Here is an 18,824-nt window from a genome sequence, read left to right on the forward strand (position 1 = left end):
ACATTTGTCAGTTCACCAGTATTCTGCTTCTTTGTTCCACTACAAGAGAACAAAACGGGAGTATTATGAATACACGATATTTCATACTTCTATTAAATGTTTGATACTGCAAATGTACGCAAAGTGTTCAAGCTTTCGGGTACTATTCATCAAAAAAACAGAATAAAACCAACCTATTATTCATATCCCACAAAACACTGTTCTCCATTCTCTATATAAAACACTTGTTCCTCTTTGCCACGAGTGAGATTACGCAACCACAACAAAGCACCGTCCGGAATATTAGAGTAGACCAACTCATAGGTAGTGGCAGTTTGCTTGCCTAATGATTTCCAACCGGACGTACCACTCTGGTAAAAAAGCTCATAATTGTTGCCCGGTGTAATAAAGTTATCATCATTGCGAGGCACAAATAAGATTTTCCTGATCCAGACCGGATGCTGTAAATCAAAGGTAACCGTTCCATTCGCTTCTTCCGAAAAAAAGAATGTAAGCCAGTCGCCGTCATTTGCCTTGTCCATAGCATATGCAGGATCACCATCGACAGGAGGACAACCGGATATGGCTTTTGAAGAAATTGCCGTGTCATCCTGAACATCCTCATAAAAAGCCAACTCTGCAAGTTCTGCACGCCAACCATTACGGGGAACAAAGCGCACGTAGCGATAAGGACGTGAAGGATGAGATGGATAAAAGTTAACATTCACCCGGGGAGTATCCGTAATACAATACAGTACTTCCTTACTACGGAAGTTTACATCATTGCTTCCTTCTATCTTAGAGCCGGTCATCCACGACATATATTCAAGAATATGATTTTGTAGTGGATATTTTCGTTTGATAGCCAAAGAAACCTTCTTTTCCATATCCGGGGTAAACGTTCGTACCGTATCATCCTTTATCATGAACGGATAACCGCATGGCTGGAAAAGTCCTTCCTTATTGTATAAAGGCTGGTAAATGACTTCCGGCTCAATATTCCTCACAACTGCTTGCTCACCATCCCGCAAAGCTACATCCACCGGAACATAACCGAACGGTGTAAAAATACCCAAAGCCACAAACTGCCCCTTTATCTTCCGGTCTATCCTGACTGAATACTCATTACTCCCGAAATATTCTTCCGTTACATCTTTCAACAAAGGGTTTCGGACCACCGGAGGAGTACTTTTATCCTTATACAATCCTGAATACTTCTCCCCCTGAATGCCATACTGCATACGATAAACCTTCCCCTTCTTACGTCCATCGGTCATTCCGACTGCCAGATCCCGGGAATCCATGTACCAAAAGGAAAGAGCTCTTCCATCCGTATTCTTAAGTATGTTCCAGACATGTGAATTCTGGTTAGAAGGAGAATACAGGTATTCATCTATCCCCACAGGAAAGCCCAGCGACCGAAATATATATACTGTATGATCTGTTGTCTCCTTACAAGTACCCAATCTATATTTCAACAAATATTTAGCTCCCAAATGCGGTAAATCAAAATCGGAATTAGGGGAAAAAGGAGTTTCATATTTCAAGAATTTATTCAGGGCAATGGCAGCTTCGAGAATATTATCACCCTGGTAGAGAGAATCCAGTATAGGATGATAATGGTCATAATAAGCTTTCCGCCAACTTTCCAAAGGCTCATCTCCTACACGATAAGGCAATATCCATTCACAAAAATCATCAAACGAATAGTATTTAGCCCAGGGAACCCTACTCCACGCTTCGAAAGCACCGTCTATATTCTCTATCAAAAGAGCTGCTGTCATCCGTTGCACGTCCTGCAATATGGGTAACGACTTATAATTGAAAGATTTCCACTTCCTTTTCCTTTCGCTGTCCGGAATATACCCATCCCCCAATGGAGCTGTAGCCAATATGGCTTTCACACTATCCAGCCGTACATCCTCATAGCCATAATGATAAGGCATATTCTCTATCAAGAAACACGCAGCCCTATACTTAAGGCTATCATCTTTATAATACTCAAGCACTTTTTCCAACTCTGCCCTATTTTCACCGGACAGAGCCAAAGCCCGTTCCAAGCGGTCCTCAGTACCCATACATGAAAAGAGAAATAAAACTGCAATTAGCAGAAGCAAGTTTCTATTCATAAATCTGTCGTTTTTTGTTCTATACCATAAAAGCTTCAATGCTGCTGTATGTATTCATCAAAACTATCTGTACCAGACAGAGACAGTTTAGCCTTGATGCGCTGTTTTGACTTCAATACAGACCTGGGCGTAATATTAAAAAGCAGAGCGATAGTTTTATTAGTCAAATGGGCACGCACCAGATAGCACAGTTTCAATTCCTGCATACTCAGATGAGTGCTTTTCAGGTCTGCCGGAAGCCAATTGCCACCATAAAGCAAATCAATCACTGCAAATAAATTCTGCCACTCATATTCACTCCTTATCACTCCATAGGCAGGAGCCAGATGCAATTTGAGCAACTGGCTCAAAGCCAGCATTTGCGAAGAAGAAACTGATAAAGCAGAAACATCCTCAAAACGTTTCAGTTCCTTGGTCAGTTGCTTGTTCCTGAATAACAGGCAGGAGCACCAGTTTTCGTTATATGTATCCATCGTTTATCTTGTTTTAGTTATTCCATATTTGCTTTCTCCAATATCTCCCTGACCTTGCTGCGCATTTCTTTTATAGCGGTAGAATGTACTTTAGGTTCTTTAGTCAGTACAATGCCTGCAACTTCCTTCAACTTGTCGGGATTATAAAAGTCCGGTTCCGCATAAAGGTTGGCTAACAGATAATAGGGGTAAATCCTACCGGGCAAGCGGTGAATAGCCTTGTAGAAGAAAGTCTCTGCTTGTTCATAACAGTGCAGTTCCTGATAATTTTTACCAATAACATTCAGCACCATCGGATCAGTACTATATAAGCAAGCCTCTTCCAGATATTTATTGGAATCACTGTACAGGAATGACTTATGCAGACTATGGCCATACTCAAACAGAAATGCTCCTCTATCTTTTAATATCGGATAAAGTTCTCCATAAGCCTCATTGGCTGCTTTATATGCACCCGAATAATAAAGCATCCGTGCATATACCCACTTCCGGCAAGCATCCTCTTCCTGCCGCCACTTCTCCATACAGCCACCTGTCCACAGAATGAGGCAAATGCAGAGAATGAGAGGTTTACCAATAACATCACCTATCCCACAAGCAAGAAGCAAGCACACGCCAGCCACCACGAATGCGGGAAAATGCATAGGATAGGAAGAAAAAGAAAAAACAAGCAAAGACAGGATTGCACCGCAGATACCATAACGCCCACGCTTCACTCCCATCCGCAAACAAATTTCAATGAGTACCAAAATCAGTACACAAACTGCAATCCCCTCCGTCAGGGCCAGCGATAGATATTCATTAAATGCATACTCCGGACTACCTGCTACGCGTTCTTCCCATCCGGCATAATCCTCTTGTGCAAAATAAGTTTCCTGAGCCTCACCATAGGCAAAGGCAAATCCCTTTTCACATCCCCAAGGATGGTTTATTATCGCTTTACAGGTTATTTTCCACATAAACAGACGTCCTAATGCAGAATCAGGTTTCAGAATAAAAGCCCCGGTAATTCCCAAAACCACAATAAAGAGTATTCCTGTTCCCCATAATATATAGCGTCTCTTATATCTTCTCCACAAAACATGCCACCTACGTTTATCACGATGCATATATGCCACCCAGCCACAGCCCATAACAGCAGCAATCCAGGCAGAACGGCTCATTGTAGCAGGTAATACGCAGAGTATAAGGATACTGATTATAACAACTGCCCACTTTTCTAAATTATGGATAATCGCTTTTTCTTTAGGAATGCATAAATACAAATGCAGGCAGAGAGGCAGCACCATCGCCAGATATCCCGCATAGGGTCCCGGATTAAAGAAAGAACCTGTAAGTGCATAACGGGAATGGCCGGAAGCAGCAAAGCCATATAACTGGCGTAATCCTCCAATAGCCTCAAAAGCGCCGCACAATATTAATCCCCACGAAACACAGACGGAAAAACAAGGGAATCGTAACGCATACTTCCGGGTCTCTTTTCCAAACAGTTGTAACAATACTGCAACAGAAATACAAACACCTGAAAGCAATAAAGCTTTTCCAAACCATACCCACTGTCCGATATTCTCGTCAGCGGGGAGCGCAGGTGTAGTAATCAACACCACACCTAATGGAGCACAGACTGCTACAAAAAGCAGGCAAACAGTCACGGTATCCTTTACTGTATGTATCTGCAATTTTATCATTCTATCTTTTTAAATATCCTGTTCCACTTTATTTTACCCGTATTCCTATCTACAGACTTCCATATCCTAACAGCCTTCCCTACAATAAAGGGTTCAGGCAACAAGCCCCAATAGCGAGAATCCTGAGAGTTCATCACCTTATCGCCTGCCACGAAATAGTAATTCTCCTTGAAACGATATGTGTGTATTACACTATCGTTCAACAAAACCATATCTCCACGTAGTAAAAGTTTCTTTTTCTGCTCCCATTCTATTACATTCCGATACAAGGCAACATGCTTGGAAGTCATCTCTATCACATCACCTTTTGCTGGGAGATATAAAGGACCAAAATTCATTATATCCCAATCCACAATGTCATTATAAGGATAACCACTCATCACAATTCCATAGTCCCCTTCCCGACCATGTTCAGCAATCCACATCAAATTGTCCTGTGACTCCACATTTCCCAATTCCGAGGTATAGCCATGTACTTTATAATGCCCTCTACTTATTTCAAATGTATCACCGGGCAAAGCAACACAACGCTTCACATAATAATTCATTACCTGAAAAACAATACTATCCCAACGCTGTTCCATATAAGGGAAGTTAAAAACCAGCACATCATTTCTTTTGACTTCACCCAGTTCAGGCAAACGGGATATATTAATTTTCTTGCCATCCAAAGCGTCCTTAATATTGAATAAACGCCCTCCCATCACACATTTATTCACCAATATATAATCTCCTGCAAGCAGTGCAGGCTCCATCGAGTCAGAAGGGATCTTAAATGTAGTAATACAGGTCACTTGAAGCAGTATCCAAATCAATACTGCTCCACAGGCCATCAAAAGCAGATTAAGAATCTTATCAAGATACCAATCTAAACCTCTTACATTATGCGAGTCCTTCTTTGTCATTTCATTTTAAAATCAACTTACTAATTTTCAGATAAAAAAATTATTCTGCATTCCCTGTTATTTTCAGAATTATCGGAGAAGATTCAATATTACAATGTACAGTGATAGTTTTCTCAAAATGCCCAATATGGTCTGCCTTATAAGTAATATCCAGACTTGTAGAGCTTCCTGGACGTATCGGTTCTTTAGAGTAAGAAACTGATATACAACCACAAGATGTACTAATATCTTTAATTACTAACAGATTACTTCCAGTATTCTTCAATGCCAAAGTAGTTTTCTGCTCCCTTTCCCCTATAAAACGCCCTAAAGATATGGTAGGAGAACTAATACCCACCTCTGTATTTAAAACTTCTCTTTCACTCCCTTCTTTCTTTTTATCTCCTTGAATAATTTTCAAATACAGATCTTTGACTTTAGGATTATGTATAGGATTTCCTATAGCAATAACCTTATTATTTTTATCTAACAGAAAAGTCTGAAAGTCCATATCAGAAGGAAAAATATTCAATTTATTTAATGAGTTTTGTTCATCAATACATACAGGATAGTCAAAACAAGAAAACTGTAACACACGAAGAATATCAACCTTTTTTTCTGGAGAAAAAAAGAAAAGAAACTGCACTGAATTATTTGAAATAGAATCCATTTCCATCATATATTTTTTCCATTCAGTTAGTTGCAATTTACAACTAACACATCCTGTAGAGTCTGTATAAGTCAATATCTTATATTTACTCTGAAGAGGAAAAACAACTGTATCTTTCCCTAAGACAGTAAAAACATGATTATTGAGAAACCTAATTTCACGCTTCTCCCATTCTTGTAAAACAGCTAATGCACCTGTTTTTTTTACATCAGTACAAGAACAAATGAAGAAGTCTAAAAAAAATGGAATAAACAATGTCATACTTTGTTTTAGTAAGCTATTTCTATTTTTCACGTCTTCCTATTTTATTAATATTAAAAATCAAATAAGTCCAAATAAAAAATACACAAAAGGGAAACAGAGGATTAGTATCTAACCACTCTAAAATCGAAAACCTCATTACCTAATAATCCACTTCCATCGACACCTTCGATTACACCTACAAAACTGGAATTAATATCAGAACAATAAAAAGTGACCATAGCTTCACCTTTTTCATCCGTCACAATCGAAGGTGCCCAAAGTAAAGTATTACGAGCATCCGGGGTAGACAACTGCATATCTATTTCATCAGGCTGGTAAAACTCACGGGCAGCATAATAACCTTGGGTACGCCAAAGATTATTCATACGCAACAATTCCTCTTCACTGAACTCAGGACCATTATATACAACAAAATCCAAATCAGTAACAATCCACTCACCCTTCGGTCCCACAGGCTCATACTTAATAATATCATAGCTTTTCCCCCTTACAGGCATAGACTTATTCTTTAGTGGACCACCACAAGTAGGACAGCCAGCCGGATGATGTGAGTACCCTCTATAATCATTCAAATAGCCATTGATAGTCTCACCTCCACAATGGCACACCCAAGCAGGATTTAGATCTTTTTGTACCAAACTATCCAATTTTCCCATCATCTTATCCCGAAATGGCCTCACAGCTTTCCGGGTAATGACCACCTCATCCAGTAAAATCGTACTATCACCACTTACAACCGGAACATCAAAGCTTTGCATATTCATTACTTCTGACAAATCTACAATTGGATAATAAGGCTGTCTGCTCTTCCTGACACTGTCAATCTGTGGAAAACAATCCATTATAACCAGCTCAGGCTTAAAATCTTTTGGTAACAAAGGCTTCAAGTATAAATAGCCACTACGAAAATCATTCATTATATCAGCATCCACCGTAAAATTTCCCATAGAATCTGCCAAAATCAATCCAGCCTTTCCGTCAGCGTTCGATACCTGAACTAACTGTTCCGAACCTTGAAGCTCTTTCCTTTTACTCCTACTCCTTATTCGCTGAACACCTGAGATTTCATCAGTCAGAAACATTTCTCCATGATACACAGGAGTATTGAATGCCCAAACATATCGCCTCCATCCTTGGGTCAATAACAATAAGTCTAAAGCTGAAGAACGCTCTTTGTCCACACGCTCAAAATAATAAGCGGGGTTATATATCCTTCCACGAATCTGAGAAGACAAGTAACAATGAGTAAGTATATTAACCGGATCTACAGGATTACTATAGGCTCTCTCATAAACACTGATACCAAGGTTAGCCTGAACCGGAACACCCGATTCATCCGTCACCTTTATTTTAGCGGTAGCTTTCTCACGAATTGTATAAGTATGCTTATTCAATTCAACTGCAACATGCAGCTTTTTATCCGGATGAACATAGACTAACCTTTCAGCCACTGGTTCCATATTTCCATTGAATAGGGTAATTTCTGCTATTCCTTGATAAGGGATATTATCCAAAGGAATATTTATCCTCAAATTATCCTTCAGCAGTCCTTTGCCTACACAACACAACATTCCACGTATCTGGCACATCAAATAAATCGGCTGTACAGCAGTTCCTGCACTTTTGGAAATAAGGAAAGTCAATTCCTTTTTATTACGCTTGATAAGTCTCATCACAATCCCTTCCGAATGGATTGTCTCCTGTAAAGGAAACTTCTTTCCGCCCTTTAGTTCAACATAATATGCACTACCTAAGCAAGGAGTAAACAGGATACTTCCCATTCCATCATGCATACTTTTCACATCCGTTATAAGCTTGCCATCCTGAAACAAAGCTCCATCAACATTGATTGGAAGACCATTTCCGTCAGTAGTTTTAAAAGCGAGTATTGAAGGAATGCCGGCCACCAGATTACCTCCTTCCGGATATATCTCAAAACGACATAAACTATCCTTTGGGGGTTCCGGCACTTGAGCATGAATTATATTCTTAACTATTTTCACTTTCCGGGAAGGAATAATCCCTATAGTGTCCTTGGCATAAAAAGAACCTTTTGTATATCCAAATAAGAAATAATCACCATTCGATAGTTTTTCATCAATATAAATATGACCAGACACAACTCCTGACTCTATCGGATATTTCTCTTGCCAGACTATAGAGTCACAAGAATTAATCATTTGTAAATAAAGCGTTTTACTCTTATCTGACAAGCCAAAAGATTGTGCATCCAGTTGATAAACTTTAAACCATAGATCTTCACCTGTTTCATAAATACCCTTACTTGTCTGGAAGTACAGTACTTCCGAAGGATTAGCAGAAGATTGCTCATGCAAATTCTCAATAACAGTATCTATAGCCACCTGTGAGTAGCATTCATCAATGAAAATACAGAAGATGAATAAAAAAAATATCCTTTTATACATAGTACATAGTATTTAGGTGAATATTCATATCCTACATTGTGACTTCATATAATATTATATACTCTTCCTTAACTTATGAAAAGCATCTGTTTTAGGAGATTGAAAAATACACTGTGAGATTTTCCCATCGACCATATGAATAATGCAAGGATAAATAGCATTCTCCGTCAATAACTTAAAATGATTATCCCTATCTATATAAATATTAGAGTGTTCACTAACTTTTATGTCTGTTTTTTGTTGGAATATTTTCAATGATTCAATGTTAGTCAGAACAAATAACATTTGGGGATTCGACACATTTTCTTGCATAAAAAATTCCCCTTCCTGAATACAACCATGACATCCAAGTCCTGGAAGTATTATAATCCATTCATATTTTGTATCAACATTAGCCTGCTTTATGGCATTCATCAAGAACTCCTTTTCAGAATTTCCACTACAAGAAACGAATAATACAACAAAGTATAATGCCAATCTTGTTACGATATTTTTCTTCATACGACCCATATTTATATAAGAAACTTAAATAAGTTCAGGAATGAAAATTCTAAAATTAAGATAATCCTCATTAGTATCCTCATTATCAATATATTCTATATTTAATCCCTCACAGGTTACAAAAGAGTTTGTCCAATTCCACTTCTTCCCCGTTCCTATTACAGTTTCTCCCAAATAATTAAAATTCTCATCCATAATTATTATATTTATAGGCTTTTCTTCTTTTGAAGTAGCAATCGTGGCATTTGGAATACCTTGCAGTAAAAACCGATAATAAACTTTACGATAAGGATCGTATATAATTGCTCCATACATATCTTCATGCAAAAAATTAGAGATAATTAAATTATCCGGAGTTCTTGCTGTATCATCATAATCGATAGAATGAATAGTACCTGCATTGTTACTTCCTCCATATACTTGAGCAATGATAGTATCAGAATCCCATCTTGATAAATACAAGTCATGAGAGGCAGGAAAACTATGTATTAATTCTCCTTTAGCTGATAAAGTGGGATAGACTCGTGTTGGTATTCCCCCTTCCCAATTCACTCCATTACCATATATTTCTTTTGGATAAGTATGCCGGAATTCTACCATATTATTATTGGTATTTATACAAGCTGTAAACTTAAATCGATCAATATCAGTAGCTGGTATGGATGAGAACAACTGACCTGTTAACAATAAAATATCATTTACTAAAAGAAATGGATTTACTGTACTGGGCAAATATTGTGGATAGTAACTAAACCAATCCAATTTATTATCACTACCCCGAAGTGAAATATGCTCTTTTACCTCAGCAGAAGAATTAGTTAAAATGACTTCTGTCATCGGCATGTTATAAACATAGATAGAATCCGAATTTTTAATATAGTATCCAGATAGTCTTGAAACAGCATTACCGCCCTCTTTTTTATAAACAATTTTTCCCACAAAGGACGTATCTTCATAATTATATAGATAAATAGCATTTTTATATAAATTCAAAAAAGTCAGTATTCTTCTCCCTAACGAATCTTCCGTCATTTGCATATAAGGAGACTTAGGAGCCGTTTCTGAATCTAAATAAAATTTCTTTCCACTATTTTCTACTAATTGATAAGTTGCTTCCACTTTCCCTTTCTTATTGTTCTTAATACTCACTACATTATTAGTGCATGAAACAAGTAAAAATAGGAAACCGACAATATATAATTGAAGTTTCATTGTTACAAACAATTAATAGGCTATATAGAAAACCTTATAAATACAAATAATACGTACAAGTTTTATAAAAAACACAAGCATCAATATCATCCGTATTAATATGTATTTCTATATAGCCTCATTTTTTACCACTTATATGGATCACATGTATAATAGCCCTGTGCAAACACACAAATTTGTTCTAAAGTTATGCATTTACCACCAACAGAACCTCCAGGATGGCACTCAGCATTCGCAACAGTTGAACTTGCCAGATCCAATAGACTCACATCTTGCACTTCATTAGTCACAGCTTTTGACATGTTAAATGCCACTGCACAAAGACATACTGCTAATCCTACAGTTTTCAAAATTTTCTTTTTCATAATAGCTTAATTTTAAATTGTTAATACTAACTCATACCATAATATTGGTATATTTTTTTCTTTCTCTATCCCAGTTTTTATCTACTATCAAGGAATGTTATACCTTACTATTGGTTCATCTTCATTCACATCCATAGCAGTGATAATTCCTTGTAGTTCATCTACCCAGATACCATGAACATAGCGGTCCAGCACATACTTTCGAAGCGGTTCACCTTTCAGACTAAACACATAAATAGACTGTCCGCCATCAGGTAATTTATTTCCCTGCTTTGCACTCTCCATAATATCCTTAAATGTTTTTCCCTGAAAAACGGCATAAATGGCATTATCCGTCACTTGTACATCACCAAAACCCATAATACCTGTCGGTATGCCATAGCCCTCCGCAATCTGAAACTCCGGTTCTCCATGCGGACCGATGCAGACAACATGCGTGCTGTCTTTCAGATTATAGATTTCCAGAACCTCGCCAAGCTGAGTAGCAGCAACCAACACACCCTTACGAGGGTTGTAGTCAATAAAACTACGCCAGGCCTGTGCCAGTGCAGGACGGGAATTCTCCAAAGCCTCTTTGTTGGCAGAAAGAATTGTCCCGAACTTCCGTAACAACTTTCCTTCTGAATTGACCTGACAGAAACGGTTATCACCCGTATAGTCAGGGATGATAAAAGTGGAATCCTCATATATTACAAAATCTAAAGCCCGGAGAATTTCCTTATCCAGCTTCACCACTTCTTGACGAAGTAGCGTGTCACCAGATAGAGCAAGCCCTAATTCTGTTAACTCCGACTTATTTGCATCCAATGTCCATAAATCTCTTCCACTCCATCGAAAATTCTCTGCTGAAAGCATCTCTTCGGGTGAATCTCCTCTCTTTCCAAAAGAAGACAGATAATGGAATTCCGGATAATTGAATGCATGAAAATAATGATCCGTTCCATGCAAATCCAGCACCACAGCTTTATTGTCCGAAGCATGTATCCGGAAAGGATAGCGGAACAAGGCTGTATCCAATTGTATCGTCTTTGCTTTTAGTTCCTGTACTTGAGGAAAATCAGTATATCTATTGTTTGTAGAAACAGTTGATTGGAATGTACAGGAAAGAAAAAAGAAGAGGACACTAATAAAGTAAACTATACGGTGCATAATAAGAATCTACTTTAGTATTATTAAACGGACAATCGACAGTTCCAACACCAAAACAATAGCGACTACCTGCCTCGTCATGTGCCAAAGCCTCTACATTCTCTAATAATAAAGAAGAGACTTCTGATGATGACTGACTTTTCTGAATATAACCAATTGTGATAGCAGCTATCACTGCTACAATTACCAGAACCTTGTTAATTTTGTTTTTCATAAATCATGCGATTTTCAATATTTCGATGTAGCAAATATAAAGATTACGCAAATATCTCTTAAGCATTTTATCGGTTTTATAAAGCTACAGGGGCGTGAGAAAATTCTCACACCCCTGTAGCACTCTTTTTAATGATATATTAATGATTTATTTAGTCTGTTATTAATAATTTAAAGCCTTCGCCATATTTTTCGTTCTGCATAGCTACTATGTTCACGCACGATTCATTAGTTTCAAGCAACCTTCTAAGTTGTGATATAGCCGTTCTTTTTTTATTATTTACACCAATATCAGTCAAATTCCAGTCACAAATTTCTATAATTTTATTGTTCGACAAGAAATGGTCTTCTGCATGAATAAAAGCAGATAATAACTTATAGGGCTGTTTAGGACATTGCTTCACTTGTTCTCCCAAAGTTATTGTCATTTCAAATTCATCAAAAAGAATTTCACGTAGCCGGTATCTACCATTACCTAAACAGCAAACCACTTCATCCTCTGATACAATTTTATCAGAAGATAAGGCCTCATCAGGTTGAACAAGCACGTCAGATGGCAGAGTACCCACTTTATCATCTGGAATTCTATTCCTATTATATATAAGTAGAAATGCCAAGATGAATATTCCTAATAGTATTCCTCCAATACACAAAACAATATCCATACGTCTCCAGTCTGCACACCACCACACAGACGGTGCAGACAAATAGGCTTTCACTTCAAGAAAATACATATTATCCAGATAATAATCTCCGAGTTTATTCTCAGGCAGACAAAGGTTAGGGTTTCCAGCAATAGTTTGTGGCAGATTCTTTTCATAATTGGGCATTTGAGAAATAAATTCAAGCACAGAATAATAATAAGGTAAACTTACGTCCAACTTTTTTTGCCATTGCTTATTAAATTCATCAATAGACGAACCACCGGATATAAACAAATAACGAGCCATAGAAGCCAAGAAGTCTGAGGAAAGCAATCTCTTTGTTTCTTTTACAGAATCAATCTCTACAATTAAGGTTCCTGCCGCTGTAACAATACGACGTCTCGAACTCTTCATCTCACTATTACCACCTTCTGAAGAAAATGGTACCCCCTGTCGTTCAAACTCTTGACTCACCCAAACCATTGCTGCATCTTTCAATAGCATTTCAGCAGTTTGTTTATCTTTTCTTTGCTCTTCGACGCCACTTTTATACACCAAATAAACCAGTGCTCCTGATGTTAGTACCAGTAGCCCCCCTAATACACATAATATTTGTTTATAGTGTTTCATCTTGTTGATAGATATTTGTCGTACAAAAATATACAAAACATCTAAACCATTCAATTCCTTTCGTCATAAAGTATCAGTTTGTTCCATTTTTCTTCCCCCACCCACCAAGTTCACATCCCCTTCGCTTCTATAGCGAAGGCAAAATAGCGAGCTTGGTACGAAGAGAGTACGAACCAGGTATAAGGAAGATACGAAGGAAGAATAATTGTTCTTTTTTTCGGTTTCTGCTCACTACAAAATAAAAAATGCACCTTACTCACAACACGCCGTTACCCCTTCAGGAAGCCCTTACAGAAAGGATTTAAAAGGGCTACACCCTTTCCCCGGGATGGCTACACCCTTTAGGGCAGATGGCTACACCATCCAGAGCAAAAGGTGTAGCCATCCCGAAAGAGTAATTATCGGATAAATTTAAAGTATTATAACCGGGTGGCATATCTAAATCAAAATATATATCTTTGCGGAAACGAAAAGTCCGATGCCCATGAAGATACTTTATTATATTTATCAAATATGTTTTGCATTGCCAATTCTGTTAGTATTAACTATTCTCACAGCATTGGTCACTATTATCGGCTCCCTGATAGGAGGTGCGCACATCTGGGGATACTATCCCGGAAAAATATGGTCGCAACTCATTTGTGTCTTCCTGCTTCTCCCCGTGAAAGTGCGCGGACGGGAGAAAATACATAAACATACATCGTATGTATTCGTTCCTAATCATCAGGGAGCATTCGATATATTCCTTATTTATGGTTTTCTGGGACGTAACTTCAAGTGGATGATGAAAAAGAGCCTGCGGAAAATACCATTCGTGGGAAAAGCATGCGAAAGCGCAGGACACATCTTCGTAGACCGCTCCGGCCCGAAGAAAGTACTGGAAACCATTCGCCAGGCAAAGGCTTCACTGAAAAATGGCGTTTCGTTAGTGGTATTCCCGGAGGGAGCGCGTACGTTTACCGGACACATGGGATACTTCAAAAAAGGTGCTTTCCAGTTGGCGGACGAATTACAGTTAGAAGTAGTGCCCGTCACTATCGACGGGTCATTCCAGATTCTGCCCCGTACTGGCAAGTGGATACACCGTCACCGCATGATACTGACCATCCACGACCCTATCCCACCCAAAGGACAAGGTATTGAAAACATCAAGGCGACGATGGCCGAAGCCTACGCCGCCGTAGAAAGTGCTTTACCGGAAGAATACAAGGGAATGGTGGTCAATGAGGATCAGTGATTGCTTTCCTCCATACGCTGGTGTTCCTCAATCAATTTCATATTTTCTTTGGCTTTATCAAGGAATTCTCTCACCAAAGGACTATTCTTGAAAGTTTGAGGAGCCGTTCGGATGATATCCTCTATTTGCGGTGTCATGACGGGATAAGGCAGCGTACTACACATCATCATAAATACGCTGGGACCAAGAACATTTTCATAATTGGTAGAAATAAATTCCCTAATATAGTCATTCATCTCTTTCACCAGGGCTTCACCCTCCTGAGTCAGTTGTTCGTGGATGTCCTCCAATGCGGCACCATCCAGCACCATACGTGCCTCTTTCCTTTCCAGTTCTTCAATCTTCAACTCAAGCGCATTGCGCTTTTCGATGAATTCATACAGAGCATTGTTTAGCGGCGTACCTTTGGCGGTGAGTTGAGAATTGGATATGGAGACTTCAATCTTGCCGCTTTCGAGCACCAGAGGCATGATAGCCTCCTCATTCATGTAGAGCGTCACCATCATTACAGAGTCCGACGGGCCACTCGTAGAAAACAAACCGTGTACCACTTCGGCGGAATCAATTGTTATCCATTGCCCGTCGCGGAGCGTTTTCAGGTATAACATCTTGCCGTCGAGGCTGGTCACCGATGACACGCCCTCAACCTTATATTTGCGACTGCACGAAGCAAAAAGCACGAGCAAAAGCAATAAAGGCAAAATACGGTTCACATTCATTCTAATCATGCAGGAAACGATTTTTATGAAACACGATACAAAGGTACAATCTATTCACGCTGTAAAGAAACTTTTTATCAATATTTAATTTTTGGTCTCTTTTTTCCATTAATAATCCTTATAAGGAGGGAGAAAAGAAAGGATATTTCATTTAGTTTACTTATTTTTGCAGTGATAAGTAACAAAATGTAAACCGTATAACTAAAACAAGAGAGTCTCCCATGTCAACTTATGCCCCTTTTGCCAAACCTCTATATGTCATGCTGAAACCGGTAGGTGCCGTATGCAATCTGGCATGCGACTACTGTTACTACCTGGAAAAGAGCAAACTATATCAAAGCAACCCCAAGCATGTAATGAGCGAAGAATTGCTGGAAAAGTTTATTGAAGAATACATCAATTCGCAAACCATGCCTCAAGTGATGTTCACCTGGCACGGCGGAGAAACCTTGATGCGTCCTTTGTCTTTCTACAAGAAAGCCATGGAACTGCAAAAAAAATATGCCCGGGGACGCACCATAGACAACAGTATCCAGACCAACGGAACCATGCTGACGGATGAATGGTGTGAGTTCTTCCGCGAAAACAACTGGCTGGTGGGTGTCTCCATAGACGGTCCGCAAGAGTTCCACGACGAATACCGCAAAAACAAACAGGGGAAACCCTCCTTTGTAAAGGTGATGCAAGGTATCAACCTGCTGAAAAAACATGGCGTGGAATGGAACGGTATGGCGGTAGTGAATGACTTCAATGCCGATTATCCGCTGGACTTTTACAATTTCTTTAAAGAAATAGGCTGCCACTACATTCAGTTCGCTCCTATCGTGGAACGGGTGTTCGGACATCAAGACGGGCGACATCTTGCCTCGCTTGCCGATCAGGAAGAAGCGACCAAGCTGGCAGACTTCTCCGTCAGCCCCGAGCAATGGGGTAATTTCCTTTGCGCCATTTTCGACGAATGGGTGAAGAAAGATGTAGGCACTTATTATATACAGCTATTCGACTCCACCCTTGCCAATTGGATAGGCGAACAACCGGGCGTCTGCTCCATGGCAAAGACTTGCGGACACGCCGGAGTGATGGAGTTCAACGGGGATGTGTATTCCTGCGACCACTTCGTGTTTCCCGAATATAAGTTAGGAAATATCTATCAGAAAACACTGGTAGAGATGATGTACAGCGAGAAGCAGCAGGCCTTCGGACAAATGAAGCAACAATCGCTCCCCACACAGTGCCGGGAGTGCGAATGGCTGTTTGCCTGCAATGGCGAATGTCCCAAGAACCGCTTTACACGAACGGCAAGCGGAGAACCGGGACTGAACTATCTGTGCAAAGGGTATCATCGTTTCTTCAAACATGTAGCACCCTACATGGACTTCATGAAGGAAGAGTTGATGAACCAGCGCCCTCCTGCCAATGTGATGAATTTCACGAAATCTAAATCATAATAATTAAGTTACAATGAAAATTAGAACCTATTTAGTAGCGCTCGCAGCGCTGGCGTTCGGCTCTACAACACGTGCCGACGAAGGAATGTGGTTGCTGCAACTAATGAAACAGCAGAACTCCATTGAGTTGATGAAAAAGCAAGGGCTGAAGCTGGAAGCGGATGATTTATACAATCCGAACGGAGTTTCACTGAAAGATGCAGTAGGTATCTTCGGCGGCGGTTGTACGGGTGAAATCATCTCACCGGAAGGTTTGATTCTGACAAACCATCACTGCGGTTATGCTTCCATACAGCAGCACAGTAGCGTGGAACACGACTACCTGACAGACGGTTTCTGGGCTAAGAACCGTAGTGAGGAATTACCTACTCCGGGATTAAAGTTCCAGTTCGTTGACCGCATCGAAGACATCACGGACATCGTGAACCAGAAGATAGCTGCCGGCGAAGTAGACGAAGTTACAGCTATGACCCGCCCTTTCCTCAATAAGCTGGCTAAGGAATTATTCGACAAGAGCGATTTGAAAGGCAAAAAAGGCATCGAAGTGCAGGCACTGCCGTTCTATGCAGGCAATAAATTCTATATGTTCTATAAGAAGGTATATTCAGACGTACGCATGGTAGCCGCTCCCCCCTCTTCTATTGGTAAATTCGGTGGAGAGACCGACAACTGGATGTGGCCGCGCCACACGGGAGACTTCTCCATGTTCCGCATCTATGCCGACGCTAACGGTGAGCCCGCAGAATACGCTGCATCAAACGTACCTTTGAAAACCCCGAAGTTCCTGTCCATTTCCATCAAAGGACTGGAAGAAGGTGACTATGCCATGATTATGGGCTTCCCCGGAAGCACCAGCCGATATCTCACTGTATCGGAAGTGAAAGCACGCATGGAAGCAGAGAACCAGCCTCGCATCACTATCCGTGGTGCACGCCTCGGTGTATTGAAAGAGGTGATGGCTGCCAGTGACAAGACTCGTATCCAATATGCCAATAAATATGCCGGAAGCAGCAACTACTGGAAGAACTCCATCGGTATGAACAAGGCTATCATTGACAACGATGTAATGGGCACGAAAGCAGAACAAGAGAAGAAATTTGCCGAATTTGCCAAAGGCAAACCCGAATACGAAGGTGTAGTAGAAAAGATTGATGCCATTGTAGACCAGACGATGCCATTGACTCGTCAATATTACTATCTGGCAGAAGCTTTCAGTGGTGCCATTGAATTCGGCAGCACGTATATGATTATGGACAATCTGAAAAAAGGATTAGAAGAAAAAAATGACTCCATCATCAACAAATCCCTGGAACAGTTGAAGGAGGTCTATGCCGAAATCCATAACAAAGATTACGACCATGAAGTAGACCGCAAAGTGGCTAAAGCCATCTTCCCGGTATATGCTGAAATTATTCCGGCAGAACAACGTCCGGCTTTCTACCAGATTATCGAGAAAGAGTTCAAAGGTGATTATAATGCTTTCATCGACGCTATGTACGACAATTCTATCCTGGCCAATCAGGCTAACTTCGACAAGTTCATGAAGAAGCCGACTGTGAAGGCTATCGAGAAAGATCTGGCAACTCAATACTCACGTACCAAGATTGAAAAGCTGATGTCACTGGCACAAGAGTTGAACGGTACTTCCAAGGAACTGGCACTGTTGCATAAAGCCTACATCCGCGGTTTGGGCGAAATGAAAGAACCTGTACCCTCGTATCCGGATGCTAACTTCACAATCCGCCTGACATACGGTAATGTGAAATCATACAATCCGCGCGATGCCGTACATTACAAGTATTATACCACTACGGACGGTATCCTGGAAAAAGAAAATCCCGAAGATCGTGAGTTCGTGGTTCCTGCCAAGTTGAAAGAACTGATTCAGAAGAAAGACTTCGGACGCTATGCACTGCCCAACGGTGACATGCCAGTTTGTTTCCTCAGCACAAACGATATTACCGGTGGTAACTCCGGCAGCCCGGTGCTGAACGCAAATGGTGAATTGATAGGTTGCGCTTTTGATGGCAACTGGGAATCTCTCAGCGGTGACATCAACTTCGACAACAACCTGCAACGTTGCATCAACCTCGATATCCGCTACGTGCTGTTCATCCTCGAAAAACTGGGAGGATGTGAGCATCTGATAAAGGAAATGAACATTATAGAGTAACAGGCCACCCTATGGAAAGA

The 18,824-nt window shown here is 40.1% G+C and carries 16 protein-coding genes; 3 read left to right on the top strand and 13 right to left on the bottom strand.

Translation table 11 applies throughout. From position 1 onward, the window contains the following. Window positions 1-176: 176 nt before the first annotated feature. From HMPREF9447_RS18145 to HMPREF9447_RS18200, 12 genes are all read right to left on the bottom strand, one after another. Window positions 177-2,108: a hypothetical protein gene (locus HMPREF9447_RS18145; protein WP_009131225.1), complete on the bottom strand. Its 1,932-nt coding sequence runs from the start codon at window positions 2,106-2,108 to the stop codon at window positions 177-179. Between the two features lie 35 nt (window positions 2,109-2,143). Further along, entirely contained in the window at window positions 2,144-2,581 is a 438-nt protein-coding gene (locus HMPREF9447_RS18150; RefSeq protein ID WP_009131226.1) for a helix-turn-helix transcriptional regulator, read from the bottom strand. Window positions 2,582-2,598: 17 nt separating this feature from the next. Beyond that, the gene (locus HMPREF9447_RS18155) at window positions 2,599-4,269 is read right to left on the bottom strand and encodes an O-antigen ligase family protein (protein WP_009131227.1); all 1,671 of its coding nucleotides are present in this window, start codon (window positions 4,267-4,269) and stop codon (window positions 2,599-2,601) included. Beyond that, window positions 4,266-5,174, bottom strand: a complete 909-nt coding sequence (lepB, locus tag HMPREF9447_RS18160) for a signal peptidase I (RefSeq protein WP_009131228.1) — start codon at window positions 5,172-5,174, stop codon at window positions 4,266-4,268. The genes HMPREF9447_RS18155 and lepB overlap by 4 nt, the downstream gene beginning before the upstream one ends. A gap of 40 nt (window positions 5,175-5,214) precedes the next feature. Then, the gene (locus HMPREF9447_RS18165) at window positions 5,215-6,117 is read right to left on the bottom strand and encodes a DUF1573 domain-containing protein (protein ID WP_009131229.1); all 903 of its coding nucleotides are present in this window, start codon (window positions 6,115-6,117) and stop codon (window positions 5,215-5,217) included. 71 nt (window positions 6,118-6,188) lie between these two features. Continuing rightward, complete coding sequence (locus HMPREF9447_RS18170; protein WP_009131230.1) at window positions 6,189-8,513, bottom strand: hypothetical protein; 2,325 nt, start codon at window positions 8,511-8,513, stop codon at window positions 6,189-6,191. 54 nt (window positions 8,514-8,567) lie between these two features. After that, window positions 8,568-9,014 (bottom strand): hypothetical protein, encoded by a 447-nt coding sequence (locus tag HMPREF9447_RS18175; protein ID WP_009131231.1) that lies wholly within the window; start codon window positions 9,012-9,014, stop codon window positions 8,568-8,570. 24 nt (window positions 9,015-9,038) lie between these two features. After that, window positions 9,039-10,226 (bottom strand): DUF4221 family protein, encoded by a 1,188-nt coding sequence (locus tag HMPREF9447_RS18180; RefSeq protein ID WP_009131232.1) that lies wholly within the window; start codon window positions 10,224-10,226, stop codon window positions 9,039-9,041. 125 nt (window positions 10,227-10,351) lie between these two features. Then, window positions 10,352-10,591 carry a hypothetical protein gene (locus HMPREF9447_RS18185; protein ID WP_009131233.1) on the bottom strand — a complete coding sequence of 80 codons (240 nt, stop codon included), beginning with the start codon at window positions 10,589-10,591 and terminating at the stop codon, window positions 10,352-10,354. Between the two features lie 87 nt (window positions 10,592-10,678). Continuing rightward, window positions 10,679-11,740, bottom strand: coding sequence for a BF3164 family lipoprotein (locus HMPREF9447_RS18190; protein WP_009131234.1), 1,062 nt, complete (start codon window positions 11,738-11,740; stop codon window positions 10,679-10,681). Further along, entirely contained in the window at window positions 11,715-11,954 is a 240-nt protein-coding gene (locus tag HMPREF9447_RS18195; RefSeq protein WP_009131235.1) for an NVEALA domain-containing protein, read from the bottom strand. The genes HMPREF9447_RS18190 and HMPREF9447_RS18195 overlap by 26 nt, the downstream gene beginning before the upstream one ends. A 151-nt stretch (window positions 11,955-12,105) precedes the next feature. After that, window positions 12,106-13,227 carry a helix-turn-helix domain-containing protein gene (locus tag HMPREF9447_RS18200; RefSeq protein WP_009131236.1) on the bottom strand — a complete coding sequence of 374 codons (1,122 nt, stop codon included), beginning with the start codon at window positions 13,225-13,227 and terminating at the stop codon, window positions 12,106-12,108. 484 nt (window positions 13,228-13,711) lie between these two features. Between HMPREF9447_RS18200 and HMPREF9447_RS18205 the strand changes: the two genes are divergently transcribed. Next, window positions 13,712-14,464 (top strand): lysophospholipid acyltransferase family protein, encoded by a 753-nt coding sequence (locus tag HMPREF9447_RS18205; RefSeq protein WP_009131237.1) that lies wholly within the window; start codon window positions 13,712-13,714, stop codon window positions 14,462-14,464. Here the strand turns inward: HMPREF9447_RS18205 and HMPREF9447_RS18210 are convergent. Continuing rightward, a complete protein-coding gene (locus tag HMPREF9447_RS18210; RefSeq protein ID WP_009131238.1) occupies window positions 14,458-15,192 on the bottom strand; it encodes a DUF4369 domain-containing protein in 735 nt (244 codons plus the stop codon). The two genes, HMPREF9447_RS18205 and HMPREF9447_RS18210, sit on opposite strands and share 7 nt — an antisense overlap. Window positions 15,193-15,404: 212 nt before the next feature. On the opposite strand from HMPREF9447_RS18210, the gene HMPREF9447_RS18215 reads away from it, so the two are divergent. Both HMPREF9447_RS18215 and HMPREF9447_RS18220 read left to right on the top strand, forming a co-directional pair. Then, window positions 15,405-16,631: an anaerobic sulfatase-maturation protein gene (locus HMPREF9447_RS18215; RefSeq protein WP_009131239.1), complete on the top strand. Its 1,227-nt coding sequence runs from the start codon at window positions 15,405-15,407 to the stop codon at window positions 16,629-16,631. Between the two features lie 13 nt (window positions 16,632-16,644). Continuing rightward, a complete protein-coding gene (locus HMPREF9447_RS18220) occupies window positions 16,645-18,804 on the top strand; it encodes a S46 family peptidase (RefSeq protein WP_009131240.1) in 2,160 nt (719 codons plus the stop codon). The last annotated feature ends 20 nt before the right edge of the window (window positions 18,805-18,824 follow it).

It is taken from the genome of Bacteroides oleiciplenus YIT 12058, from assembly GCF_000315485.1.
GTDB lineage: Bacteria > Bacteroidota > Bacteroidia > Bacteroidales > Bacteroidaceae > Bacteroides > Bacteroides oleiciplenus.